Origin of the sequence: Parapontixanthobacter aurantiacus (assembly GCF_009827635.1) — a bacterium.
Lineage (GTDB): Bacteria > Pseudomonadota > Alphaproteobacteria > Sphingomonadales > Sphingomonadaceae > Parapontixanthobacter > Parapontixanthobacter aurantiacus.
Genome location: NZ_WTYW01000003.1, coordinates 219,828 through 245,507 on the forward strand (window position 1 = coordinate 219,828; position 25,680 = coordinate 245,507).

Sequence of the window (25,680 nt, forward strand, 5' to 3'; positions counted from 1 at the left end):
CCTATGAGGAGCGAGCGGCGGTCCGCGCGGTTCCGGTTTCGCACAGCGCAAGCGCCGGACAATCAGGACAATGCGGCGTCGCGGGGCGGCACCATGTCTGGCCGAGTTTCTTCATCAGCAGATGATGTTCGTCGAAGTCCGCCGCGCTCCATTCGGGCGGCATGACCGGCATGATTGCATCGAACGCCCGCGCCGTGTCAGCCTTTGCCGGGACCAGTCCCATGCGCCGGAGGATGCGGGTATGGTGCGAATCGAGGACGATCGCCCGCCGGTCGAGGGTCGAGGCGTTCATCACCCCCGCGGCAATCTTGCGCCCGACGCCCGGCAATCGTTCGAGCCAGTCCATCGCCTCCTTCGTCTCCATGTCTGCAAGGTGCGACAGGTCGACTGCGCCGCGTCGTTCGACCAGCGCGGTGAGGCTGGCTTTCAATCGTTCCGCCGCGATGTTGGGATAGGTCTGGGTGGATAGTTCGCGTTGCAATGCCTCGAGCGGAGCGGCAGCCACCGCTTCCCACGATCCGTAGCGGGTGAGGAGGCGGTCGGTTGCGGCGTTGGAGACGGGCGACTTCGTTCGGGCGCCGATGACGCCTTGGACCAATACCCATTCGGGCTTGCGCCATGCGGCAGCGGCCCGTTCGATACGCCCGAAACGCTGTACGAGAAGCGGCTGAAGCCGACGCAGGACTTCCGTGCTCGGATCGGGACCGAACGGGAGCTCCATGGCGCCCTGCGTATCAGATCTCGATGGCAATCTTGCCGAGATGCCCGCCGCTTTCTTCGTGCCGGAAGGCATCGGCCAGATCGTCGAGCGAAAAGCGGTCGCTTATTTGCGGCTTTATGCCGTTCGCATCGATAGCCGCGATCATACGCCGCATCATCGCATGGCTGCCGACCGTCAGTCCCTGCAACCGGCCCATCTTTTTCAAGAGCGCTGCCGTCTGCACTTCGCCCGACCTGCCGGTAAGCACCCCGATCAGGTGGATATGACCACCCGGCCTGATCGCGGCAATCGACTGGTTTACGGTGCCGGGTCCGCCGACCTCGACGACATGATCGACGCCTATACCGTCCGTCCAGTCGAACGCTGCATCGCCCCACGTCTCGCAGGATTTGTAATTGATGGTGTGGTCGGCGCCGAGCGAGCGGACCTTTTCGAGCTTCTCGTCGCTGCTCGATGTGGCGATGACGCGCGCTCCTGCAACTTTGGCGAAGAGCAGAGCGAACAGCGACACGCCGCCGGTTCCCTGGACGAGCACGGTCTGGCCGGGTTTCAGCTTTCCGTCCTCCACCAAGGCGCGCCAGGCCGTAAGGCCGGCCGTCGTCAGCGTCGCGCTCTCCACGTAATCAAGCGTCTCCGGTGCATGGACGAAGGCGTTCGCCGGTTTGACGACGTGCTCGCGGGCGTAGCCGTCGATGCCGTCGCCCGGCGTCTGCTCGAAACTGCCCATCGGAGGATCGCCGTCATCCCATTGCGGGAAGAAGGTCGAAACCACGCGATCGCCCGGTCGGAACGACGTGACCCCGTCGCCGACAGCGGTTACTTCCCCGGCACCGTCGGAAAGCGGGATGCGACCGTCCTGGGTTTCGATTTTGCCGGATACGACGGCGTAATCGTGAAAGTTAAGCGAGGATGCATGCAACCGCACCCGAATTTCGCCCGGTCCCGGTTCGCCGGGATCGTCGAGTTCGACGATCTCGAGGCTGTCGAGCGAGGCGGGATTGCGGACTTTGACGGCTTTCATGAAACTGGCTCCGTTGTTGCGACTTATGGCTCCAACGAGTCAGTCACTCACTTGTTCAACGGTAAAAGCCTTCGAAATGCGCCTCGCGTTCGGCTTTCATCATGCCCGCCGTTTCCTCGACGAAGCGGTTGCGGTCGGTGCGGCTTTCGAACACCCACACGCAAACGCTGTCCGGCCCGTGATAGATCGCCTTCAACTCGTCATCGATGGCGCAGAGCTCCCGCGGCATCTTAACCGGGATGCAGATGGCACGCGGCGTCATCGCCCTATTCCCATTCGATGGTTCCGGGCGGTTTCGAGGTATAGTCGTAAACCACGCGATTGATGCCCTTCACTTCGTTGACGATGCGGGTCGCGACGTTCGAGAGGAAGCCTGCATCGAACGGATAGACGTCCGCCGTCATGCCATCCGTGCTGGTCACGGCGCGTAATCCGCAGACGCTGTCATAGGTGCGGTGGTCACCCATCACGCCCACCGTCTTGACGGGCAGGAGCACGGCAAAGGCCTGCCAGATCGCATCGTAAAGGCCTGCCCGGCGAATCTCCTCGAGATAGATCGCATCGGCCTTGCGCAATATGTCGCACCGCTCCTTCGTCACCTCGCCCGGTATGCGAATGGCAAGACCGGGACCGGGGAACGGATGCCGCCCGACGAAGATGTCGGGCAGGCCGAGTTCGCGCCCGAGATCGCGGACCTCGTCCTTGAACAATTCGCGCAAGGGTTCGACGAGCTTCATGTTCATGCGCTCGGGTAGCCCGCCGACATTGTGGTGGCTCTTGATCGTGACGCTCGGCCCGCCGGTAAAGGATACGCTTTCGATGACGTCGGGATAGAGCGTCCCCTGCGCCAGGAAATCCGCCCCGCCGATCTTGCGCGCCTCCTCCTCGAACAAGTCGATGAAAGCCCCCCCGATGAACTTGCGCTTCTTTTCGGGATCGGTTTCGCCTGCGAGGCCGGCAAGAAACTTCTCCTCGGCGTCGACGTGGACGAGCGGGATGTTGTAATGGTCGCGGAACAGCGTCACGACCTGTTCCGCCTCGTTCATGCGCATCAGCCCGTGATCGACGAAGACGCAGGTGAGCTGGTCGCCGATCGCCTCGTGAATGAGCACGGCGGCCACCGCGCTGTCGACGCCGCCGGACAGGCCGCAGATGACCTTCCCGTCACCAACCTGTTCGCGGATTTCGGCAATTTTAGTCTCGCGGAACTCAGCCATCGTCCAGTCGCCCGCAAGGCCGCAGACATGGCGCGCGAAATTGCCGAGGAGCCGCGCGCCGTCGGGTGTGTGCACGACCTCGGGATGGAATTGCGTGCCGTAGAACTTGCGGCTCTCGTCGGCGATCACCGCGAAGGGCGCACCATCGCTGGTGGCGACGATCTCGAAGCCGTCAGCAAAGCGCGTGACCTTGTCGCCATGGCTCATCCAGACCTGATGTCGCTCGCCGACCGTCCACAGACCGTCGAACAGGGCACAATCCTTCGTCACGGTGAGGAACGCCCGACCGAACTCGCCGCCCTCGCCGGTTTCGTGACCGGGGCGGACTTCCCCGCCGAGCTGGTGCGTCATCACTTGCTGACCGTAGCAGATGCCGAGGATCGGAACGCCCGCTTCGAACAGTTTTGTCGGCGCGCGCGGGCTCCCCTCATCGGGCACTCCGGCGGGCGAACCCGACAGGATGATGCCCTTGGGTTGCAGGCGATCGAACGCCTCTTCCGCCATGGAGAACGGCGCGATTTCCGAATAGACGCCCGCCTCGCGCACCCGCCGGGCGATCAACTGCGTCACCTGGCTGCCGAAATCGACGATCAGGATGGAATCGGGAAGGTGTTCTTGCTGCATGGCCGCGCGATAGAATGACCCTTTCGCCGAGACAAGCAAGGCACGGACTTGCGAGGGGGAGAACGCCATCCAGTCGGCCGCGGAGTGAATTGCGCTTTTAGCAACATATGTCGCCATTTTGTCATTTGTGTTCAAAAGAACGCAACATTATTTCAGCGCCATCAAAAGCGATCCGACCCGAAGGACGCTTCATTTTTGCAGGAGAAGCAAGATGCGAAACCTTGCAATTCACGCTTTGGCCGCTGCGGCTGCCATTGCGATCAGTCTGACGTTGCTCAGTCCCGCAATCGTCTGACACGCGTCAGGGGCACGACCCCCGCCCCACGCGAATGAGGGCGAGGCGCAGCCGGATTTAGTCCTCATCCCGCCGGCTGCGCCCGCTTTCAACCCTGCCCTTTCACCTCAACATTCGATCACGTTGACGGCGAGCCCGCCCTGGCTCGTCTCCTTGTACTTGGTGGACATGTCGAGACCGGTCTGGCGCATCGTCTCGATTACCTGATCGAGGCTGACGCAGGTTTCCGCTTCCTCCCGATGCAGGGCAAGCCGCGCTGCATTCACCGCCTTCACAGCGCCGATCGCATTGCGCTCGATGCACGGCACCTGCACCAGTCCGCCGACCGGATCGCAGGTCAGGCCGAGATTGTGCTCCATGCCGATCTCCGCCGCGCTGGCGACCTGCGTCGGCGTCGCGCCCCACAGCGCCGCCAGCCCGCCGGCCGCCATCGAACAGGCAACGCCCACTTCGCCCTGGCACCCCATCTCCGCACCGGAAATGCTCGCTCGCTGCTTGTAGAGAAGCGCGATCGCGCCCGCCGTCAGAAGGAACTTGCGACGGCTCTCGCGGCAGGGTCCGTCGGTCTCGTTCACGCAGTAGAAGCGCATGACCGCCGGCAAAATACCGGCGGCTCCGTTCGTCGGTGCCGTCACGACCCTGCCCCCGGCGGCGTTCTCCTCGTTCACCGCCATTGCATAGCAATTGAGCCAGTCGAACAGTTGCTCGCGCTCGTTGGATTGCGGTGCTTCCTGCAAACGCGCCCACAGGCCGGGAGCACGGCGATGCACCTTCAGCCCTCCCGGCAGGATGCCGGTCCGTTCGAGGCCGCGGTCGATGCAGTCCTCCATCGCGCGGGCAATCGCATCGAGACCTGCTATCGTCTTTTCGCGCGGTCGATAGGCATCCTCGTTCGCCAGCACGATCTCGTGGATTGCAAGGTCGTGTTCGGCGCATAGCGAGAGCAGCTTCTCCGCAGAGACGAAGGGAAACGGCACATCGATCTTGCTCGCGATGCGGTCGCCCTTGGCAGGTTCGCGCAACTGTCTTTCGGTGGCGACGAACCCGCCCCCGGTCGAGAAGTACTGGCGGTCGGCAAGAATTTCGCCCGCCTCATCGAAGGCGCGCAGCTGCATGCCATTGGGATGCAGATCCGGCACGATGTGTCCGGCCAGGTCTATGTCGCGCGCCATGTCGAAGGCGATCTCGCGCGTTCCGCCGAGCATCAGCTTTCCGCTGGCTTTCATTGCCGCAAGGTCCGCCTCGCCCTTGTCGGGGTCGAGCCGGTCGGGGCGATGGCCCATCAGGCCGAGCGCTGATGCGCCGATCGTGCCGTGCCCGGCACCCGTCAATGCAAGCGAGCCCTGCAATTCGACGGCAATGCGGGCAGTCGCGTCGAACCTGCCGGATTTCTTGAGAAACCGTACGAACATCGCCGCGATTCGCATGGGTCCGACGGTGTGCGAACTCGATGGGCCGATGCCGATGCGGAAGATGTCGAGGATCGAAAGCATGACAATGTCCTTGCGCTGACCGGGTCACTTGCGTCAAGCGAAGTCGCACGATGTCCGGTGGTGGAAAAAGCCCGCATTATGTTGGGAATTCGCGGAAAAATGCCTATATCGTGGACATGGACGAGAACACGCAACCTGCCCCCGAACAGCCGCCGAAAAAAGCGGCGAACGCCAACCTTTATGGCGCAGATTCCATCAAGGTGCTGAAGGGGCTCGACGCCGTACGCAAGCGCCCCGGTATGTACATCGGCGATACCGATGACGGTTCGGGCCTGCACCACATGGTGTTCGAGGTCTCGGACAACGCCATCGACGAGGCGTTGGCCGGGCATTGCGACCTCGTCCTCATCGAACTCAATGCCGATGGCAGCGTGTCGGTCGAAGACAATGGCCGCGGCATTCCCGTCGACATGCACAAGGAAGAAGGCGTCTCGGCTGCCGAGGTCATCATGACGCAACTTCACGCGGGCGGAAAGTTCGAGAATACGAGCGACGACAATGCCTACAAGGTATCGGGCGGCCTGCACGGGGTCGGCGTGAGCGTCGTCAACGCGCTGTCGGAATGGCTCGAACTCGTCATCTGGCGCGACGGCAAGGAACACTGGATGCGTTTCGAGCACGGCAATGCCGTCGAATCGCTGCGCGTGGTTGGCGATGCCCCGCCGGTCGCGGACAATGGCGACGAGAACGGCCTCAAGAAAGGCACGCGCGTTACCTTCAAGGCGTCGGAAGACACATTCAAGAACGTCATCGAATTCGATTTCGAGAAGCTCGAGCATCGCTATCGCGAACTCGCCTTCCTGAATTCCGGCGTCCACATACTGCTGCGCGACCGGCGGCACGAGGATGTCCAGGAAATCGACATGTTCTACGAGGGCGGGATCGCGGCCTTCGTGCGCTATCTCGATCGCAACAAGGAAGCGCTGATCGCCGAGCCGATCGCCATTGCTGCCGAGAAGGACGGGATCGGCATCGACGTCGCGCTCGAATGGAACGACAGCTATTACGAGAACGTGCTGTGTTTCACGAACAACATTCCGCAGCGCGATGGCGGCACGCATCTCGCCGCGTTCCGCACCGCGCTGACCCGCACGCTCAACAATTATGCGAACAGCGCGGGCCTGTTGAAGAAGGAGAAGGTCAGCCTCTCCGGCGAGGACATGCGCGAAGGCCTGACGGCGATCGTGTCTGTCAAGCTGCCCGACCCCAAGTTCGGCAGCCAGACGAAGGACAAGCTCGTTTCCTCCGAAGTGCGCCAGCCGCTCGAAAGCCTGATGAGCGACAAGATGACCGAATGGCTGGAAGAAAATCCGGCTGACGCGAAAACGATCGTGCAGAAGGTGATCGACGCAGCCGCGGCACGCGAAGCGGCAAAACGCGCCCGCGAAATGAGCCGCAAAGGTGCGATGAGCGTCGCTTCCCTGCCCGGCAAGCTGGCCGATTGCCAGGAGCGCGATCCCTCCAAATGCGAACTGTTCCTCGTCGAGGGCGATTCGGCTGGTGGTTCGGCAAAGCAGGGCCGCGACCGCAAGACGCAGGCCATCCTGCCGCTCAAGGGCAAGATTTTGAACGTCGAGCGCGCTCGCTTCGACCGGATCATCTCATCGAAGGAAGTCGGCACGCTCATCCAGGCGATGGGAACGGGCATTCGCGACGAGTTCGATATCGAGAAGCTGCGCTATCACAAGATCGTCATCATGACCGACGCCGACGTCGACGGCGCGCATATTCGCACGCTTTTGCTGACCTTCTTCCACCGGCAAATGCCGGAGATCGTCAAGGCAGGTCATCTCTTCATCGCGCAGCCGCCGCTCTACAAGGTCGGCAAGGGCCGCAGCGAGATGTATCTGAAGGACAACCCGGCGCTCGACCGCTATCTCGTCGATGCGGGGCTACAGGGTCGCATCCTCGAAGTGGGCGGCGAACCCCGCGGCGAAGGCGAATTGCGCGGCCTGGTCGATCATGCGCTGCAGATGCGCGGCATCCTCGGCTTCGTGCCACGCAAATACGACACCGCCATCATCGAACAGACGGCGCTGGCCGGCGCCTTCGATCCCGAACTGACCGACGACGGACGGCGTGGCGCGCTCGAAGCGGCAGCGCGGCGGCTCGCCATGTCGGATGACGACGCGCAATGGTCGGTCGACATTCGCGACAGCGGCCTTGTGCAGTTTCATCGCAAGTGGCGCGGCGTCACCGACGTCTTCGACATCGAAGCGTCCTTCTTCGCCAGCGCGGAGGCGCGCAAGCTGCACCGGATCGCGAGCGAATTCGCGGATGTCTATGCGCAGCCCATACGTCTCGTGAAGGCGAGCGAAGTCGAGCAACAGGCCGAAGACGGGGGCACCCAGACGCCCGCCGAGGAAAGCGACGGTCCGACGGGGGCTGCTTCCGCCGCGAGCGACGAGGATGCCATCACGCGCCCGACGCGTCTGCTCGACAACGTGCTGGCCGCAGGGCGCAAGGGTCTCAGTGTCCAACGCTACAAGGGTCTGGGCGAGATGAACCCCGATCAGCTTTGGGAAACGACCCTTCATCCGGAGAACCGCGCGCTGTTGCAGGTCGAAGTGGAGGATGCAGACGTCACGGACGAGATCTTCACCCGCCTGATGGGCGATGTGGTCGAGCCGCGCCGCGAGTTCATCCAGAACAACGCTTTGAACGTGGCCAATCTCGACATCTGAGTGCGCGCCGGACCAACCGACCAGCTGATTGCAGGGTAATTCGGGTGTGCGCCGCCTAAGGCGAGGTCTGACGCACGCCCATACCGTCCTTCGAATTCGGACTTTATTTCCCCGTAACCTCCGCGCATACTGCGCTTTCAAAACGGTTCGGGAGAGAGTTCGATGAAATATGCCTTGGCGTCCATGCTGATGACGGCCGGACTGGCCATGTCGGCCCATGCGCAGCAACCCTCTGCAGCGCCTGCCGTCCCGGTGGACTACGCAAATAATGCCAATTGGCTCTGCTTGCCGGACCGGTTCGATGCCTGTGCGAGCGACCAGAGCGTCACGGTCATCGAGGCGGACGGAGCCTCGCGCGTCGAGCCGCTGGTTCCCGACGCCGACCCGGCTTTCGACTGCTTCTATGTCTATCCGACGGTCTCGCTCGATCCGACACCCAATAGCGACATGATCGCCGGCGCGGAGGAAATGAGCGTCGCCCATGCGCAGGCCGCCCGTTTCCGGCAACATTGCAAGGTCTACGCTCCGCTCTATCGGCAGGTTACCCTTGCTGCACTGCGCGACGTGATGGCCGGGAAGCCGCTCACTGCCGACGGGGCGATGGCCTATGGCGACGTCAAGGCGGCGTGGGAGCATTACCTCGCCAACGACAATGAGGGTCCCGGTGTCGTCCTTATCGGCCATAGCCAGGGCAGCCGGATGCTCGGCCAGCTACTCAATGAGATGACCGACCCGGCGCAGCGCGACCTGATTATCTCGGCCATGCCGATCGGTTATAACGTCGAACGCAGCGCCGACGGGACGAGGGGCGACTATCCCTGGATGCCGGCCTGCACCAGCGCCGATCAGGCGGGTTGCGTCATTGGCTACGTCACGTTCCGCGAGGAGATGCCGCCGCCTGCGCAGACGCGCTTCGGCCGTGCTACGGGCGAAGGAATGAATGTCCTTTGCGTCAATCCGGCCGCGTTGCTCGGTCATGCGGAAAGTGCGAACGCGATCCTCGCCGCCAACGGCATCAGCAGTTCCAGCAACCCGCAGGCGGACTGGGTCGAGGGCGAACCGCAACCGACCACCAATTTCGTTTCCGTGCCGGGGCTCGTCGGCACGCGCTGCGTGAACGAGAACGGTGCCTCCTATTTGGCGATGAACGTCAATGCCGACCCCGCCGACCCGCGAACCGACACGATTGCCGGAGACGTTATCGTCGCTGGTCAGCGCCTGCCCGACTGGGGGCTCCATTTGATCGACATGCCGGTCGTGATGGGCGATCTCGTCGCCTTGACCGAGCGGCAGTATGCGGCCTGGGCGGAGGGCCGCTCGGCACGGGAATAGGCTTCAGCCGACAGCCCTGCGTTCACTTATGAGCGTATAGCCTGAGATTGCTTTCGTCGCCGTCCTTCGCGGTCGGCAACTGCAACTTTGCTTTCCCTTGCCCGCTGCAAACCGTTATGGAGAGCCGCGAGAAGGGGTGGCGATGGATTTGACTGCTGCATCCGGCCTGCGACCGGGGGAAAGATGAGGGCGGAACGCGAGCGGATCGAGCGGGGCGGGTTCTTCCTGTTTCTGGCGCTGGTCACCGTCGGCCTTCTGTATGTCGTCGGGCCGTTCCTCGGCGCGATCCTGTGGGCGGCGCTGGCGGCGATCATGTTTCAACCCCTGTTCCAGCGCATCCTTAGGCAAAGGCCGTCCTGGCCGAACCAGGCGGCACTGGCGACGCTGGCGATCATCTTCTTCGCGATCCTGCTGCCGCTGCTTGTCATCGGCAGCATCGTCCTCGATCAGGCGGTGAACATCTATCTCGCCTTTCGCCGCGGCGATATCGACGTCTTCGCTTTCATCAATCAGATACAGGGCGCTCTTCCCGCCAGCATCCAGGCTCAGCTCGACAGTTCGGGATGGGGCGATACCGCGGCCTTGCAACAGCGGTTGCAGGAATTTGTCAGCGCCAGTGCGGGGGCGATAGCGGGCTATGCGGTCGCGATCGGCGGCGGGGCGTTCGGCTTCGTCCTCGCCTTCGGCGTCGGGCTCTACGTTACCTATTTCCTGCTGCGCGACGGACACGAAATCGCACCCAAGGTGGTGGCGGCCCTGCCGATCGACGAGGATATCGCGTTGCGGCTGCTCGAAAAGTTCATGACCATCGTGCGCGCGACCATCAAGGGTTCGATCGTGGTTGGCATGGTGCAAGGCGCGCTTGGCGCAATCACCTTCTGGATCGTCGGTGTGCCCTCGGCCATCCTGTTCGGCGTTCTGATGGCGCTCTTTTCGCTGCTGCCTGCCCTGGGTCCGGCGATCGTCTGGCTCCCGGTAGCCATATGGCTGCTGGCGACGGGCGGGATCTGGCAGGGGCTGGTCGTGATCGGGTCGGGCATTTTCGTCATCGGCCTGTCCGACAACATCCTGCGCCCGATACTTGTGGGCAGGGATACGGGGATCCCCGACTGGATCATCCTCGTCACGACATTGGGCGGCATCGCCACGATGGGCCTTATCGGCATTATCGCCGGGCCGCTACTGGCCGGCCTGTTCATCGCAGGCTGGACTATCCTGAAGGAGGAACGCGGCGCGACGGTTCGCCCCCTGCCGCATCAGTAACCGTGTCCGCAACCGGAGGGAAAGGGGGCAGCGCTTGCCGCCCCTCGTCCCGTTCACTGCTTTTTAGTTGCGCGGTCGTGCCGGCACGGTCGGGCGCGGCTCGTCGAGGTCGCGCGGCCGGTCAACGCCATCGCCGACGCGGCGCGAAACGCCGTCGTGCCGGTCATGCGCCATGTCGCGCGTCGATACGCCTTCCCGCGGGCGGTCATCATGGTCGAGGTCGTGGTCGTGATGCTCGACGGCGTGACGGTCATGATCGTGATCGTGGTCCGTGCCCGCGTCGCGCACCAGTTCCTCGAACAGGAGTTCGTAATGCTTGATCGCCTGACGCAGATCTTCGGTCGAGGCATTGCCCTCATTGTGCCGGACCGTGAGCGCATGGCCTTCGCGATAGTGGCGCGCCACATCGGGATGATCGACGCTCAGATCTTCGTAACGGCGATCGAAGTCGCCCATCGGGAAGCCCCGCGTCTTCATCATGTCGGCAAGCGAGCGGTCGGCGCGCAGTACCGCTTCGGCCGGACTGTCGACGAACAGGCTCTTGGTTTCCTTCCACTCATGCGTGTAGCGGTCGCGCTCGTCCGCGGTCAGGGGGCGGATGTCGAGCTGCGATACACGGCGTTCGCGTTCGGCGAGGTTCTCCTCCGCCTCGCGCCGTCCGCGATCGTGCACCGCGTGGTCGTATTCTTCTCCGAACCGGTCGCGCAGCGCTTCTGTCCGGCGTTTCTTCAAGACATACCAGATGACGATGGCTAACACGATGACGGCGATGACGGCCGCAATGACGAGGATTTGTTCCTGTTGCATGATTTTCCACCTCTACCGACTTCTAACCTCTCCCGCATGGCTGAACGCGCGCAATATCAGGGCGTTCCGCTGACCATTGCGGAAGAGGTGGCTAGTTCCGAAGTCGTCCCGGCAAATCGATGATCTATGACGCTATCGTATTGGGCGCCGGAGCCGCCGGACTCTTCTGTGCGGCGCGCGCCGGGCAGCGCGGAAAGCGCGTGCTGGTGCTCGAGCGAGCCAGCGTGCCGGGCCGCAAGATCCTCATTTCCGGTGGCGGGCGGTGCAACTTCACCAATCTCAACGCCGGCGGCGCCAAGGGGGCGGAGCGCTTCATTTCCGCCAACCCGCATTTCGCGAAGTCGGCGCTGTCGCGCTACGGCCCGCGCGATTTCGTGGCATTGGTCGAGCGTTACGGCATCGCCTATCACGAGAAAACGCTGGGCCAGCTGTTCTGCGACGGCTCGGCGAAGGCCATCGTCGAAATGCTGCTTGCGGAATGCGAGAAAGCCCAGGTGGCGGGCGGCTCGGTCGACATACTCTACGATCAACAGATCGAGCGCGTCACGCGCGAGGATGGCGGTTTCCTCGTCGAAAGCGATGCCGGCCATCACGCGGGCCGCGCACTGGTCATCGCGACCGGCGGTCCCTCGATACCGAAGATGGGCGCGAGCGGCTTCGCCTACGGCCTTGCCCGCCAGTTCGGCCTCAAGGTGGTCGAACCGCGCCCCGCCCTCGTCCCCTTTACCCTCGGCGGCGAGGACATTCTCTTCCGCGAATTATCGGGCGTCTCCGCCGATATCGACGCATGGTCCGGCAAGGTGCGCTTCCGCGAGGCGGCGCTGTTCACGCATCGGGGGTTGTCCGGTCCGGCGATGTTGCAGATCAGTTCCTATTGGCGCAGCGGCGAAGCCGTCGCGGTCGATTTCCTGCCCGACCGGCCACGCGGCTGGCTGATCGAGGCGAAGCAGGACAACCCGCGCGTCGGCATGAAGGCGATCCTGCGCGAGGCCCTGCCCGAACGCCTCGCCGCCATTCTTGCCGAACGGCTTGGGATCGAGCGCGAACTCGGCAACGTGCCGGACAAGGTGCTGCGCGCTGCCGAAGAACGGCTCGCACGCTGGGAATTCCGCCCGAACGGGACCGAAGGGTTCGCGAAAGCCGAAGTCACCGCGGGCGGCATCGCCACGGCGGAACTGTCTTCTCAAACCATGGAAGCGAAACGTGTGCCCGGCCTTTACGCCATCGGCGAGGCGGTCGATGTGACGGGCTGGCTGGGCGGCTATAATTTCCAATGGGCATGGGCGAGCGCCGCGGCGGCGGCGGAGGCGCTCTAAAGGACGAACCGTTCGGGAACGCCGACCGCGCACCATCCGTTCGAGCGGGCGGAGCAGGATGGCGCGAGGCGCTTGCACGCGCGACGGCGCGGTGACACAGACCCGATTGCAGCCCCCTTGCCGGAGAGACAACCGACTTGCCCCACCATCATCCCAACAGCGCCTACGACAAGACTGCGCTCGTCTTTCAGGGCGGCGGAGCACTGGGCGCGTTCCAGGCCGGGGCGTATGAGGCCTTTCACGAATTCGACGTCGAACCCGGCTGGTATGCCGGTATCTCGATCGGCGCCGTCAATTGCGCGATCATCGCGGGCAACCGGCCCGAGGAACGCTGCGACAAGCTGCGCAGTTTCTGGAACCTTATCACCAGCGGCCCGCCGGACGGCGATGTCGACTGGGGCATGGGTCTCGGCGGCATATTCGGGGTCAAGGCCGCCTCCGTCCTCGGCACGGCAGCCAGCCTGACGGGCGGTGCGCCCGGCTTCTTCGCGCCGCGCTGGCCACTGAACCTGTCCGCCCTTCCCGGTAGCGCTGAGGCGACGAGTATCTACGATACCGGCCCGCTCGTCGAGACGCTTTGCCAGCATATCGATTTCGACCTGCTCAATGCACCCGGCAGCGCGCGGATCAGCCTTGGCGCCGTCGATGTCGAGACCGGCAATTTCACCTATTTCGACAATCGCGAAATGACCATCGGGCCTGAGCATATCATGGCATCGGGCGCCTTGCCGCCGGGCCTGCCCTGGATCGAGATCGAGGGACGCAAATACTGGGACGGCGGGCTCGTATCCAATACGCCGCTCGCCCATGTCCTGCGCGAATGCGAGGGCGATACGCTGGTCTTCGAAGTGGACCTGTTCCCCGCTCGCGGTCCGCTGCCGCAGACGCTCATCGACGTGGAGGAGCGGCGCAAGGACATCACCTATTCCAGCCGGACGCGCATGAACACTGATGCCTTTCGCGAAAGGCACGCGTTGAAGACGGTGCTGCGCCAGGTCATCGACAAGCTGCCGCCCGAGGCTCGCGATACGCCCGAAGTACGGCAGGCGGAAGCGTTCGCCGCCGATCACCGCGTCACCCTCGTCCATCTCATCTACCGGCACGAGGGGTTCATCGGCGCGTCGAAGGATTACGAGTTCTCGCGCACCTCGATGCTGCGCCATTGGCAGCAGGGGCATGACGATGCGAGCGAGGTTCTCGCCAATAACGACTGGCGCGAGCCGCCGACGAAGGATGAGGCGATCGCCATCTACGACCTCGACCGGGCCCGGCGCATAAAGGCCCGGCACGGGGTGGAGGGCATCCCGATCCACCACAAGCAAACCAGCAAGGCAGGAGACCAAAGCACATGAGCCATCACGCGAAACTGGACGGGCACGTCGCCCTCGTCACCGGAGCAGGCTCCGGGATCGGTCGCGAGATCGCCTGCGCGATGGCCCGCGAAGGCGCGAAGGTCGGTATTTGCGACATCGACATGGACGGGGCCGCCGAAACGGTCGAGACGATCAAGCAGGAGGGCGCCGGCGATGCGGCTGCCTTCGAAATGAACGTCATCGACGAGGCGCAGGTGAACGAAGCGACCGACAAGATGGCGGAGACCTTTGGCCGTCTCGACAGCCTCGTATCCAATGCCGGCATCCAGATCGTCCACCCGATTGAGGATTTTCCGCTCGATCAGTTCCGCAAGGTCGTGGACATTCATCTCACCGGCTCGTTTCTGACGACCAAGGCGGCGGTTCGCCATATGTACGAGCAGGGCTCGGGCTCGCTCATCTATATGGGTTCGGTCCACAGTCACGAGGCGAGCCCGCTCAAATCCGCCTATGTCGCGGCGAAGCACGGCATCCTCGGTCTTGCCCGTGTCATGGCGAAGGAGGGCGCGAAGCACGGCGTTCGCTCCAACGTGATCTGCCCCGGTTTCGTGAAGACGCCGCTGGTAGAGAAGCAGATACCCGAGCAGGCGAAGGATCTCGGCATTTCCGAAGAGGAGGTCGTCAACCGCATCATGCTCGGCAACACGGTCGATCAGGAGTTCACGACGGTAAAGGACGTCGCCGACGTCGCGATCTTCCTCGCCGGGTTCGACAGCAACGCGCTGACGGGCCAGTCCATCCTCGTCAGCCATGGCTGGGTGATGAAATAGGTCGGTGGAGAATGGGGCGGCTCGCACGATGCCAGCCGCCCCACCCGAGCCTCAGGCTGCGGAGAAGAAGCCCGCTTCCTCCCACCGGCGGATGCCCGCATTGTAGACGAATTCGATCCAGTCATGCGCGGCGACTAGGTCGCGCGTCGCATTGACGGCAAAATTCGCCGGAGCCGCTCCCTTCAGGAAACGGATGACGCCCTGCCCGTCATTCTTGACGAGGCGCAGCTTCTGCCCCTCGTAATAGCCGTAATCCGGCCCCGCGACCGGCCAACGCGCAAGGCTCATCTCGAACGTCGCATCGCTGGCGGCAGCAACCGCAATGACCGGTCCTGACGGGACGATCTCGCCATTGGCGGCAATCGGATCGGCGATGAAATAGGCGTGGCTGGTATAGGCAGTCGTCGGCTCTCCCGGTTGCAGCACGACGTAAGGCATCGAAAGCGGTGCCTGCCCGCCGTTGGGCGTCGTCTGGCTGGCGAAATCGCCTTCCACTTCCAGTCGGCAGGCCTTGCCGACATAGCCCGACCAATAGGGCGCGCGCCACTGGCGGCCTTCGCGCGCGGCGAGCGCCGTGCGAAAATGCCTTACCCTCGCCCGGATATGAGCCGGCGGCTGCCTGAACGTGCCCTCGGGCGCGCCGGGAACCGCTTGCGTCAGGCTGTCGAGCCCGATCAGAGTGAAGGCGGTGAGGATATTGCCCTGGTCGAGCCACGCATCCACTTCAAGGTCGATGTCGAACACGTCCATCGACTGGTTCGCATCGACGGCTATTCCCGTATCGACCGAGCGCACGCGGCCATGCAGCCAGCTGCGCAGGATGACCTGATTGATGTTGCGGAACTCGCAATTGTCCAGCACCGTCAGCGGCATCGCGCCGCTCTCGTCGCGCGTCGGATAGAGGTAGTTGTAGCGCGCTACGCTCGTCGGGCCGCTGCCGAGGCCGATATGGTCGCAGTCGCGCCAGACGCATCCGACATAGCGCGCCGACAGCTTGCCCGTATCCTCCTGCGCCTGAAAGCAGTCGCCGAATTCGCAATCGCGCGCCAGGACGGCCGCGTTGACTCCGGGGTTGAAGCCGCTCGCATTGCCGGTGACGAAGCGGCAGCGATCGAGCTCGACCCGTTCCACTGCATCGAGTTCCCCGGCAAGATAGAACATCTCGCCCTTCCAGCCGATGCAGTCGAAATCGCGCGCGATGATCTCACCGACGTAGCAATCCTGCACCCACACGGCGCGGTCGGTCACGTCCCAGCCGTCGCCCGTCGCCGGATCGGCGGGGAACGCATACTGCCCGGTATGCCGCCGATTTCCCTGAAAGACGAGGCGCGAAAGTTCGAGCCGGGCGACCTTGCGCTCGGCCGGGGCCGGATAGCCGACATCGCCCGCCACGAACAGGCCGCCGCCCCGCCACACGGCAAGGGTCGGATCGCCGTCGCTGGTCGGGACGGACTGCCAGGCGGTTTCGGGGTCCGCGCCATCGACGCCTTTGAAATCGAGAACGCTGCGCTGCGCGGCTACTCCTCGCAGGGCGAGCGAGCGGCTTACGACCAAGGGATGGCCGTCCGCCGCGTGGGTTCGGGAAACCGGGCTGGTTCGCACCGGGCAATGGACCGCGTAACGCTTGCTTTCGAACCGGACTTCGCCTGCTTCCACTGCTTCGGCATAGGCGATGGTTGCCTGGATCGCCGGCTGGTCGTCGGTGACGCCGTCGCCCGTTGCACCCCCTTGTTCGACCGAGAGCCCACCGATTTCGGGAAGCAGGCGGAAAATGCGCCCATTCGCTGTGCGAAAGACGAAGCGGGGATGCGCAGCCAGCAACTCTTCGGTGCACAGCGCGTCCGCTATGTAGCGCGCCGCGCCCCGTCCCGCGACGCTATGCCCGGTGCTGTCGAGCGTGGTGATCGACGCGTCGGGCGCTCGCCGGGCCAGATCGGCATAGAGCGCCGGGATCGCGGTGACGGCACGCTGCGCCAGACCGAGCGCGGGCAGTGCGAGCGCGCTCATTGCGACACCCGATAAGCAAGCGCGCCGCTGTTGAGCACAATGTCGAGATAAAGGGCGGCACTTGCCTCATACTCCTCCCATGCCGGCTCGCAGGCATTGTCAACGAACACGCCCCAATCGGCTCCGGCGAGGGTGAGCGGGTGTCGGCTGGCTCCGCCGTCAACCGAACGCGACAGGCGTACCGTGCCCGTCCACTGTCCGTCCAGCTGGAGATAGACCGGGCGACCGGGTGCGGGATCGAACGGTCCGGCGAGCAGCGATTGCGAGGTTTCGCCTTCGAGTGCGGGCGGTGGCGGGGTCGCGGCCGGACCGCTCGCTCCGGCGACGGGCAGGGGATTGTCGGCGGAGATGAGGACGAGATTGCCGGCAGCATCGGCCTGGCCGAGGGCGAAGGCCGGGGCGAAGCCGCCGGGTGCCTTCACGGGGGTTTTATCAAGCATCTGGTTGGCTCCTGACGTTCTAAAGAGCCAATCCGGTTAATCTGGAACCGCCGTGTAGGAAAACGAATTCTTCGCCATAGGTCCGCGCGTATCGCCCGACTATGGTCGTGCCCGATGTCGCGCATTGCCCTTTTCCATCCCGGCACCCAGCACAGCAGGACGACCGCGCTCGCGCTTCAGCGGCTGGGGTCCCTCGCCTGGTATGCGACCGGCCTGTATGCGCGGAAGGGCGGCATGCTCGAACGAATGATTCGCCTTGCGCCGCCCGGCCTTGGATCGCGTCTCGAAGCGGAACTTGCGCGGCTTCAGCATCCCGAACTCGATGATACGCTGGTCAGAACCGCCGGTTGGCACGAATGGGCGGAACGTGCAGCGCGGCGGGCAGGGCTGGGGGAACTGGCGCATCGGATCGACAGGCGGGGCAATCAGCGATTTGCCGAATCGGTTATCGAGTGGCTTTCCCGCGAACCGATCGATGCCGTCTGGGGCTTTGACGGTTGCTCTGCGGAAGTGTTCGCAAGCCCTGCGGCGCGCTCCACGTATCGGATTCTCGATCGCACGATTGCCGACTGGCGCGAGTGGAATGCGCTCCTTGCCCAGATTGCGGAGCGTCACGGCGATTGGCTCGCGGCTACCGACCGGCCTGTCTCGCCTGAGACGATCGCGCGCAACGATGCCGAATACGACGCCGCCGACGCAATCCTTTGCGGTAGCCCCCATGTCGCGGCTTCGCTCGCCCGCCATTCCCCCGTTCCCGGCATAGCCCCAAAAACTAGCCTCCTGCCCTATTGTTATGACGGCAACCTCTTCGCCCCGGCCCCCGCGATTGCCGCCCCAGCCACTGACGCGCCCATGAGACTGCTATTCGTCGGACAGATCGGCGTCAGGAAAGGCGCACATCTCCTCCTCGAGGCGCTGGCCGACATTCCCGCGTCCGAGGCCAGCCTGACGATGGTCGGCGCCATGCAATTGCCGCCGCGCATGGTCGCGCGCCATGCGGATCGCTTCACCCACATCCCCTCGCTTCCGCGCACGCAAATCCCCGGCATCATGCAGCGGCACGATGTCCTCGTCCTGCCGAGCTATTTCGAAGGGTCGGCCATCGTCCTCCTCGAAGCGCTGGCGAGCGGCCTCGCCGTGATCCAGACGCGGGCAGCGGGTCTCGGCGCGACCGAGCGCAGCGGCATCGTCCTCGACAAACCTGATACGGACGCGCTGCGCGAAGCCATCCTCTCGCTCGTCCATGACCGCGCGCGCCTCCAATCCCTTCGGAAAGCGGCACCCGACGATGCGCGCCGCTATTCCTTCGACAATTACTGCGCCGGGATCGCCGCGCTGCTCGCCGAAACACTCGCCTGATCGCGGCGGCGCGCCTCGCGCAGCAAGCGCTTTTCGAACCGCTCCGCGACATGGCCGAGCGACCAGCGAAGGCCCGCGCGCCGCTTGCCCTCGGCGCCCAGCGCCTCCGACAATTCGGGATCGTCGGCCAACCGCCGCACCGCATCGGCGATCGCGCCCGCGCGTCCCGGCGGCACGACGAGGCCGCAGCCCAGCGTCTCGCTTGCAAGGCCCGTCCCCGCCGCCGCGGTCGCCACCACCGGCCTGCCAGAGGCGAGGATGTTGGGCAGCTTCGATGGCAGGACGAGGTCGGCGGCATCGGCCACCTGCGGCAGAAGGTGAATGTCCGCCATCGCCATCATTTCCGCAAAGCCTGCGGGCGACTGCAACGGCTTGAAGATAATGTTCGCAAGGCCATGCGCCTTCTGCTTCAGGGCGGAACGGTTCGGCCCTTCCCCGCAGACGAGGATGACGATGTCGGTCCTGTCCTGCAGGGCGCGTGCCGCCTCGACGACCAGTTCCAGCCCCTGCTTCGCGCCGATATTGCCGGAATAGAGTGCGACGGTCTTGCCCTCCAGCCGCCATTCGCGGCGCAGGCGCGAGCCGTCGGCCCGCTCGATCGCGGCGGCATGGTTCGCCCAGTTCCTCAGTTCGACGACCCGGTCCTGTGGCAGGCCCATCTTGACGAGCCGCTCGCACATCTTGGGGCTGATCGAGGAAACCACGTCGGCGCGTCCGATCATGAAGCGTTCGAAAGCGCGCGCCATCCTTCCGAGCGGTTTGCGATAGTGAAGAAGACCGGTGGCAAAGGCCATGTCCACTTCGAAGTCCTGAATGTGCAGCCAGAGCGACGCACCGCGCAGCCGCGCCGCGATCCAGGCGACGGGGAAGGCCGCGAGCGACGGTGCGACGGCGAACACGGCATCGGGCCGTTCCCGCTTGATCGCGCGCATCATCGGCACGAAGGCACCGGCGGCGAAGCTCGCATAATGGCGCAGGCGGCGCACCGCATTGGGCCGGTTGGGAACGTAGAGCGGACAATGCGTTACCTCGACCCCGCGTCGCTCGCTCGTTTCCCAGGCGCCGTCGAGTTGCCGCTCCACCCGCCAGCGCGGGTAGTAGGGCTGGCCTGCGACCACGCGCACGCAGTGGCCGCGCTGCGCCATCTCTTCGGCGAGGCCCGTCGTATAGGGTCCGATCCCGATCAGTTCGGGTGTGTAATTTAGGCCGAAGACGAGCAGCGAAACCGGCTTCCGGCGCGGGGCGGCGCGCCGCATCGGTGCGGCGGCGGCGATGTCCGGATCATACAACATGGGTTGTTCTGCGACTCCTGCCTCGGCGCCCGTGCGGTATTCGACCCCCCGCCTTCAGGCAAAACGGCTGAGCTTCACCGGATGGATATAAAGACAATCCACTGGAAACCCGGCCAAAATCCGTTCCAGCGGAGCGGATAGCAGAGACGCGAATCCAGCGGAATCCTCGTCGGTCCACAATTCCACACCTCTCATCGCATCGGGTCGCCGCAACGGCGCGCTGCGATCATGGAAATGATAATTCGGGACGAGTTCGGTGCGGACTTCTCCGCAAGCGAGGGCGAGCGCGGTCGGGACCGCGATTTCCGCGAAGATCTCCATCGCGGCAAAGACGCCGCACACATGGGCGAACGTCTCCATGGCCTCAGCCGGAACGACGATGAAGTCGGAATATCCCGACAGGAGCGGGTAATCCGCAGCGCCATGCCGCATGGTCGCGCTTTCGAGCATCGCCCACTTGCTCTTCGCGGCAAAGCGGGCATGAGCCTTCACTGCGTCGAGAACGCCGCCCGGCGGTCCGTTCGGCACGCTTACGCCGAGCGCCGCGAACTTCGCACGTGCCTCGGCAGGCGAAGGTAGCAGGTCCTGCCAGTCTAGCGCGACCGCATTGCGGCGGAACTTGGCCGCTGCCTCCCCCGGCCAGATCCATTCGTTGCGCAGCGCATCGGCGGCGCGCAAATTCTTGATGTATCCCTCGCCCGGTTCGAGCCCCAACTGCTCCAGCAGATTGGCTTCGTCGAGCACCGGGTTCAGCAGCAAATCGTCGCCCATGATGACATAGTGGGTGAAGGAGGGTTCGATGAAATCACGGGCGGCCTGCGCGATATGTCCGCTGAAATTGCGCCCCAGTTCATAGACACGCGTGACGTTCTCGCTCGGCTCGCGGGCAAACGGCATGATCGCGTGGCGGTGGGAGAAACGCTCACCATATATCCGGTCGAGGACGGGAAGGACCCGCTCGAAACGGTGATTGAACAGGTGGATGAGGCAGATCCGGCTTGCGCCCGTCATCCTTGCGACAGCCCTGCACAATCATCGAGCCAGGCATCGAGCAGCGGCATCTCCGCCTCGCCGACATGGCCCGCCTCGATCAATGCGCCGTAGCAGCGCCGCAGATTTGTCGGGATGGCGGCCCCTCCTTGTTCGAGCGGCAATTGCTCGAGCATCGTCGCGATCGCCCGATTGGCGAGGTAGCCCGGTATCTCGTCGGCAAAATCGCGCATCAGATCGTGTTCGTTGCGTTCCTGCCGGACGGTCGGCTCGCGGAACAGGACGTGCCAACCGTTCTCCCACGCGATGCGCTGCGCGACGAAGCTGCGCCAGATGTCGGTCATGCGAAAACTGCAATGGGCCGGCAGATAGAGAAGCGGAAAGGCGGGACGGTGATGGACGGTCGCCTGACTGTTGAAGGGGCACCAGCTACCCTTGCCCAAGGCGATCCGCCGCTCCCCCTCATCGAAGGCGACCGGCAGCGCCCGCGTCAGGCGATAGATCGCATCGACATCGGGATTGTCCTGCGCCAGCGCCTGCTGAATGGGCGCGTGAACGGTGCAGCTGTCCTTCGGCCAGACAGGTTGCGAGCCGGCCAGTGCATCGAGCGGGAAGCCGCGCGGCCAGACATCGCTCCGCCCGAATGCGCCGTAGATATTCGTCCAGCCGGTTCCCGCCAGCACGCCGGTCTCGCAATGTTCGGGCAGCGGTTCGAAAAAGGCAGCGAGGGGGAAATTGTCGTCGTCGGTCTCGACGATGTGGTCAGCTCCGCCCGCCATCGCCACGAGATAGCCGATGTTCTTGCGCGCATAATGGCCCGTCGGGGCGAGCACCGCGGTGGCGAAGTCGAGCGTCCTCTGCCGTTCGAGCGAGTGATAGTCGCAGCCCTCCAGCGCGAAATCACCGGGGCTCTTCGCATCTCCGATGGCGATGAAGGGCATGCCTGCGTCGCCTGCTCCCTTCGCCAGAGCGCGAAGGACGACATTGGGCGGGGAAATGGTCGTGACGACGAGTGCACCCGTCACCGTCCATCCCCCGGATAGAGCGGATGGTAAGGCACCTCGCGCTCGTAGAAGGCACGCACCTTCGCCATGTCCGCAGCGTAGTCGCCGGTCACCGCGATCGGCTCGCCCAGCCCTCCGACGCGCCGGCGATAATCGACGAAGCCGGGGATGAGCGGCACGCCCGCCTGCACGGCAATATGGTAGAAGCCGGTCTTCCATTGCAGGACGCTGCTGCGCGTGCCTTCGGGGGCGATCGTCAACAGGAAGCGGTCGCGCGCAGCGAACTCCGCCACCATCTGCTCGACCATGTTGCGCTTGCTCGCCCGCTCGACGGGCACGCCGCCCATATCGCGCATGAACCCGCCCATCGCGCCGGTGAACAGCGAATCCTTCGCCATGAAGCGCGCCCTGATGCCGAGCGAATGCGTAAGCCCGAGATAATAGACGAAATCCCAGTTCGAGGTGTGCGGCACCGCGATGATGACGCCCTTCGCGACGCTCGGCCCGCTGCCCACGGCGCGCCAGCCCTTCAGGCGAAAGAGGCCGAGAATGACTTGCTTTACAAGCCGCGAGACGAGGCTCGGCGAACGGTCACGGGAGGGGTCGGCAGGTTCCGGCATGAAGCCCCGGCAATTAAGGACATGGCGGGAAAATAGCGAGATGTTTCGCATCGTTCGACGCGCGCTACGCCCCGCCCGCAATGCGGTCCGCCCCGCCCGCGGCTCGCTTGAACCGCCTCTCGTGCCCTGCGGCGGCGGTGCGCATCGGCAAAACCTTTGCGCCGCCCGATGCAGGCGCTATGGAAGCGCCCGTGCGTTATATGCTGAACGAAACCCTCCTACCCTGGCCCCAGGGCAAGGCGCCCGATCCCGAGCAAACGGTGGAGGCGAAGCGCAAGGCCGTGCTCGAGCTCTATGGACTCGATGCGCTGGAGGACGACCCGGAACTCGTCCAGATCACGCATTTCACGGCAAGATTGTGCGGCGCGCCGATCTGCCTCGTCAGCCTCGTCGAGGAGGAGCGGCAGCGGTTCCTCGCCCGCGAAGGACTGGAAGAAAACGAGACGCCCCGCCCGACCTCCTTCTGCGCCCATGCAATGCTGCTGTCCGACGTGATGGTGGTGCCCGATGCGCGCGAGGACGAACGCTTCGAGACGAACCCGCTCGTCACCGGCCATCCGCATATCCGCTTCTATGCCGGGGCGCCGCTCATCAGTCACGAGGGCGCGCCGCTCGGCAGCCTGTGCGTCATCGACACCGAACCGCGTCCGCAGGGCCTTACCGACCTTCAGAAGGAAGGACTGCTCGTGATGGCCGCGTCCGTGATGCGGCGGCTGCGTCATCGGCGCGAAGCACTCGCCCAGCAGGCGGAACTGAAGCGGAGCGAGAAACAGCTCCAGACGCTTGCCGATTCGATCCCTGACATCGCCTGGTCCGCCCGCCCCGATGGCAGCTTCGACTATTTCAACCAGCGCTGGTACGATTTCATCGGCCTGTCGGACAAGACGCGCCACGTCCCGCGCCACGACCTGTTCCATCCGGACGACAAGCACGCCTGGCTCGACAAATGGGAAGAGGCACGGCGCGAGGCCCAACCTTACGAGACAGAATACCGGCTGAAGCGCGCCGACGGCGAATATCGCTGGATGCTGGTGCGCGGCGTTCCCGTCTACAACTCCGCCGGCCATGCCGAACGCTGGTTCGGGACGCTGACGGACATCGATGCGTCCAAGCGCGAATCCGATCAGCGCGATTTGCTCGCCCGCGAATTGTCGCACCGGATCAAGAACATCTTTGCCGTCATCTCCGGCCTTATTGCCCTGCGCACGCGAGGCCGGGACGACCTCGGCGATTTCGCGGGCGAACTGACCGGCACGATCAAGTCGCTCGGCCGGGCGCATGACTACGTCAATCCGGTCGCCGGGCGAAAGGGCGACAGCCTGCGCGAATTGCTGACCGACCTGCTCGCCCCCTACGAAAGCGCGGGCGAACCGGCGATCGTCTTCGCCAGCGAGGAAGACTTGCCGATCGGGCCGGAAGCCGCAACGCCGCTCGCCCTCATCTTTCACGAACTCGCCACCAATTCCGCCAAATACGGCGCCCTGTCGAACGAGGGCGGCAAGGTGACGCTGGACGTGCGCGGCGCCGAGGACGACGATGTCGAGGGCATGACGATCGGGCGCGAGGACGCCGTCGTCCTGCGCTGGAGCGAACCGGGCATCGCCCCCGGCGGTGCGGAGGATAACCCGCGCGAAGGCTTCGGCTCTCGGCTGCTGAGGACCTCGGTCGAGGGACAGTTGCGCGGCCGCATGACCCGCATCTTCGACGAGAACGGCCTCGACGTGAAACTCGTGCTTCCGGCAGCGTCCATTGCGCCCAAGTAACTCCCGCCAGCCTTTGCGCAGCGCGGCAGCAGCCCTGTTGCTGCCCTTGTCCCTGAGCATCGGTGCCTGCGCGGTCGAGGAAGATGAAGCGAGCGAACCGCCCGTGCCCGCAACCCCGGCAGCAGCCGTCGCCGGTTCCGGGCAAAACGCCGCGCCGGTCGAGGAAGCGGAAAGCGTGACGCAATTCCAGAATACGGCATGGCGCAGCATTTCAGAGGACGGGGCGCGTTTCACGACCTATTTCGATCCCGACGGAACCTATCGCGACCTGAGGAACGGCGACCCTTATCAGACGGGGACCTGGGAATTCAGCGATGGTGAAACGCTGTGTTTTTTCCCCGAGGAAGAGGGCAATCGCGGCGATTGCTGGAACACCGGCGCGCTGCGCGGCGACACCCTGTCCGCGACACGCGTGCGCGACGAGTTTCGCATCGAACTCGAACGGGTGGATTACGCTGCGCCCGATACGGGCGAGGAGGACGGCGGCGGCGAAGCGGCGGAAACCTCCTGAGCGAGCCGGACGCCCCGCCGCCCGTGCTCGAATGGCGGGACGTCACGCGCGATTTCGGTGAGGTGCGGGCGGTCGATGCCGTCTCGCTCGCCATCGCGAAAGGACAATACGTCGCGCTGGTCGGTGCATCCGGTTCCGGCAAATCCACGCTTCTCAAAACCGTCAATCGCCTGATTATTCCGGGCGAAGGAGAAGTGCTGCTGGCCGGGGAGGACGTCGCCGGGCTGCCGCCGGCGATCCTGCGGCGGCGCATCGGCTATGTCTTCCAGCAGATCGGCCTGTTCCCGCATATGAGCGTTGCCGAGAATATCGGCATCGGTCCGCGCCTGTCGGGGGAGCGGCTGGGGGCGGAAAGAACGCGGGAACTGCTCGAACTCGTCGAACTCGATCCTGCAATGGCGAAGCGAATGCCCGACGCGCTGTCCGGCGGTCAGCGCCAGCGGGTGGGCGTCGCGCGGGCTCTGGCGAACGATCCCGAACTGCTCTTGATGGACGAACCCTTCGGTGCGCTCGATCCGATCACGCGCGACGCGCTGGGCGAACGGGTCCGCGCGCTGCACGATCGGCTCGGCCTTACCAGCGTGATGGTCACGCACGACATGGCGGAAGCCCTGCTGCTCGCAGATCGCGTGGTCGTGATGGATGCCGGTCGGATCGTGGCCGACGAAATGCCCGCCGCGCTGCTTGCCGGAGAGGGCGGCGACATCGCGCAGGCCCTTGTCGCCGTGCCGCGCGCTCAAGCCCGCCAGCTGGCCGAATTGTCGGGACGAGCATAGCG

22 protein-coding genes are annotated in these 25,680 nt (G+C 64.5%); 10 read left to right on the plus strand and 12 right to left on the minus strand.

The genetic code is table 11. The annotated features are described in order from the left end of the window. Position 1: 1 nt before the first annotated feature. The 5 genes from GRI38_RS11465 to GRI38_RS11485 all read right to left on the minus strand — a co-directional run bounded on the left by GRI38_RS11465 (position 2) and on the right by GRI38_RS11485 (position 5,371). Positions 2 to 721, minus strand: a complete 720-nt coding sequence (locus GRI38_RS11465; RefSeq protein ID WP_160683978.1) for an endonuclease III domain-containing protein — start codon at positions 719 to 721, stop codon at positions 2 to 4. A 13-nt stretch (positions 722 to 734) separates the two neighbouring features. Then, positions 735 to 1,742, minus strand: coding sequence for a zinc-dependent alcohol dehydrogenase family protein (locus GRI38_RS11470; RefSeq protein ID WP_160683981.1), 1,008 nt, complete (start codon positions 1,740 to 1,742; stop codon positions 735 to 737). 55 nt (positions 1,743 to 1,797) lie between these two features. Continuing rightward, a complete protein-coding gene (locus GRI38_RS11475) occupies positions 1,798 to 2,004 on the minus strand; it encodes a hypothetical protein (RefSeq protein WP_160683984.1) in 207 nt (68 codons plus the stop codon). Between the two features lie 4 nt (positions 2,005 to 2,008). Then, a complete protein-coding gene (gene guaA / locus GRI38_RS11480; RefSeq protein ID WP_160683987.1) occupies positions 2,009 to 3,583 on the minus strand; it encodes a glutamine-hydrolyzing GMP synthase in 1,575 nt (524 codons plus the stop codon). Positions 3,584 to 3,985: 402 nt separating this feature from the next. Beyond that, positions 3,986 to 5,371, minus strand: a complete 1,386-nt coding sequence (locus tag GRI38_RS11485) for an L-serine ammonia-lyase (protein ID WP_160683990.1) — start codon at positions 5,369 to 5,371, stop codon at positions 3,986 to 3,988. A gap of 116 nt (positions 5,372 to 5,487) precedes the next feature. Here GRI38_RS11485 and gyrB point away from each other — a divergent pair, with 116 nt between their 5' ends. The 3 genes from gyrB to GRI38_RS11500 all read left to right on the plus strand — a co-directional run bounded on the left by gyrB (position 5,488) and on the right by GRI38_RS11500 (position 10,650). Continuing rightward, positions 5,488 to 8,055 carry a DNA topoisomerase (ATP-hydrolyzing) subunit B gene (gene gyrB / locus GRI38_RS11490; protein ID WP_160683993.1) on the plus strand — a complete coding sequence of 856 codons (2,568 nt, stop codon included), beginning with the start codon at positions 5,488 to 5,490 and terminating at the stop codon, positions 8,053 to 8,055. Positions 8,056 to 8,217: 162 nt separating this feature from the next. Next, positions 8,218 to 9,387, plus strand: coding sequence for a DUF3089 domain-containing protein (locus GRI38_RS11495; RefSeq protein ID WP_160683996.1), 1,170 nt, complete (start codon positions 8,218 to 8,220; stop codon positions 9,385 to 9,387). A gap of 183 nt (positions 9,388 to 9,570) precedes the next feature. Further along, positions 9,571 to 10,650, plus strand: coding sequence for an AI-2E family transporter (locus GRI38_RS11500; protein ID WP_160683999.1), 1,080 nt, complete (start codon positions 9,571 to 9,573; stop codon positions 10,648 to 10,650). 63 nt (positions 10,651 to 10,713) lie between these two features. On the opposite strand, the gene GRI38_RS11505 is transcribed toward GRI38_RS11500, so the two are convergent. Further along, positions 10,714 to 11,457, minus strand: coding sequence for a hypothetical protein (locus tag GRI38_RS11505; RefSeq protein ID WP_202389968.1), 744 nt, complete (start codon positions 11,455 to 11,457; stop codon positions 10,714 to 10,716). 119 nt (positions 11,458 to 11,576) lie between these two features. Here GRI38_RS11505 and GRI38_RS11510 point away from each other — a divergent pair, with 119 nt between their 5' ends. From GRI38_RS11510 to GRI38_RS11520, 3 genes are all read left to right on the plus strand, one after another. Next, a complete protein-coding gene (locus GRI38_RS11510) occupies positions 11,577 to 12,773 on the plus strand; it encodes a BaiN/RdsA family NAD(P)/FAD-dependent oxidoreductase (protein WP_160684002.1) in 1,197 nt (398 codons plus the stop codon). 137 nt (positions 12,774 to 12,910) lie between these two features. Continuing rightward, positions 12,911 to 14,125, plus strand: coding sequence for a DUF3734 domain-containing protein (locus GRI38_RS11515; RefSeq protein ID WP_160684005.1), 1,215 nt, complete (start codon positions 12,911 to 12,913; stop codon positions 14,123 to 14,125). Continuing rightward, the gene (locus tag GRI38_RS11520) at positions 14,122 to 14,916 is read left to right on the plus strand and encodes a 3-hydroxybutyrate dehydrogenase (protein WP_160684007.1); all 795 of its coding nucleotides are present in this window, start codon (positions 14,122 to 14,124) and stop codon (positions 14,914 to 14,916) included. Before GRI38_RS11515 ends, GRI38_RS11520 begins: the two co-directional genes overlap by 4 nt. A 51-nt stretch (positions 14,917 to 14,967) precedes the next feature. Here the strand turns inward: GRI38_RS11520 and GRI38_RS11525 are convergent, their stop codons facing one another. Further along, positions 14,968 to 16,923 (minus strand): hypothetical protein, encoded by a 1,956-nt coding sequence (locus tag GRI38_RS11525; RefSeq protein WP_160684010.1) that lies wholly within the window; start codon positions 16,921 to 16,923, stop codon positions 14,968 to 14,970. After that, positions 16,920 to 17,363 (minus strand): hypothetical protein, encoded by a 444-nt coding sequence (locus GRI38_RS11530; protein ID WP_160684013.1) that lies wholly within the window; start codon positions 17,361 to 17,363, stop codon positions 16,920 to 16,922. Before GRI38_RS11530 ends, GRI38_RS11525 begins: the two co-directional genes overlap by 4 nt. 114 nt (positions 17,364 to 17,477) lie before the next feature. Between GRI38_RS11530 and GRI38_RS11535 the strand changes: the two genes are divergently transcribed. Then, complete coding sequence (locus GRI38_RS11535; RefSeq protein ID WP_237487516.1) at positions 17,478 to 18,722, plus strand: glycosyltransferase family 4 protein; 1,245 nt, start codon at positions 17,478 to 17,480, stop codon at positions 18,720 to 18,722. On the opposite strand, the gene GRI38_RS11540 is transcribed toward GRI38_RS11535, so the two are convergent. Genes GRI38_RS11540 through GRI38_RS11555 form a run of 4 tightly spaced genes read right to left on the minus strand, consistent with a single transcriptional unit; the run spans position 18,677 to position 22,628 of the window. Next, entirely contained in the window at positions 18,677 to 20,014 is a 1,338-nt protein-coding gene (locus GRI38_RS11540; protein WP_160684019.1) for a WcaI family glycosyltransferase, read from the minus strand. The genes GRI38_RS11535 and GRI38_RS11540 overlap by 46 nt on opposite strands. A gap of 54 nt (positions 20,015 to 20,068) precedes the next feature. Continuing rightward, positions 20,069 to 21,025 (minus strand): hypothetical protein, encoded by a 957-nt coding sequence (locus GRI38_RS11545; RefSeq protein ID WP_160684022.1) that lies wholly within the window; start codon positions 21,023 to 21,025, stop codon positions 20,069 to 20,071. Beyond that, a complete protein-coding gene (locus GRI38_RS14300; RefSeq protein WP_202389969.1) occupies positions 21,022 to 22,029 on the minus strand; it encodes an STELLO glycosyltransferase family protein in 1,008 nt (335 codons plus the stop codon). The genes GRI38_RS11545 and GRI38_RS14300 overlap by 4 nt, the downstream gene beginning before the upstream one ends. Then, complete coding sequence (locus tag GRI38_RS11555) at positions 22,026 to 22,628, minus strand: lysophospholipid acyltransferase family protein (RefSeq protein ID WP_160684025.1); 603 nt, start codon at positions 22,626 to 22,628, stop codon at positions 22,026 to 22,028. The genes GRI38_RS14300 and GRI38_RS11555 overlap by 4 nt, the downstream gene beginning before the upstream one ends. Positions 22,629 to 22,828: 200 nt before the next feature. Here GRI38_RS11555 and GRI38_RS11560 point away from each other — a divergent pair, with 200 nt between their 5' ends. From GRI38_RS11560 to GRI38_RS11570, 3 genes are read left to right on the plus strand one after another with little or no spacing between them, the layout of a single operon-like run. Then, complete coding sequence (locus tag GRI38_RS11560) at positions 22,829 to 24,391, plus strand: PAS domain-containing protein (RefSeq protein WP_160684347.1); 1,563 nt, start codon at positions 22,829 to 22,831, stop codon at positions 24,389 to 24,391. 37 nt (positions 24,392 to 24,428) lie between these two features. Beyond that, positions 24,429 to 24,902 (plus strand): hypothetical protein, encoded by a 474-nt coding sequence (locus tag GRI38_RS11565; RefSeq protein WP_160684028.1) that lies wholly within the window; start codon positions 24,429 to 24,431, stop codon positions 24,900 to 24,902. A 23-nt stretch (positions 24,903 to 24,925) separates the two neighbouring features. Beyond that, positions 24,926 to 25,678: an ATP-binding cassette domain-containing protein gene (locus GRI38_RS11570; RefSeq protein WP_337191285.1), complete on the plus strand. Its 753-nt coding sequence runs from the start codon at positions 24,926 to 24,928 to the stop codon at positions 25,676 to 25,678. Positions 25,679 to 25,680 lie beyond the last annotated feature (2 nt).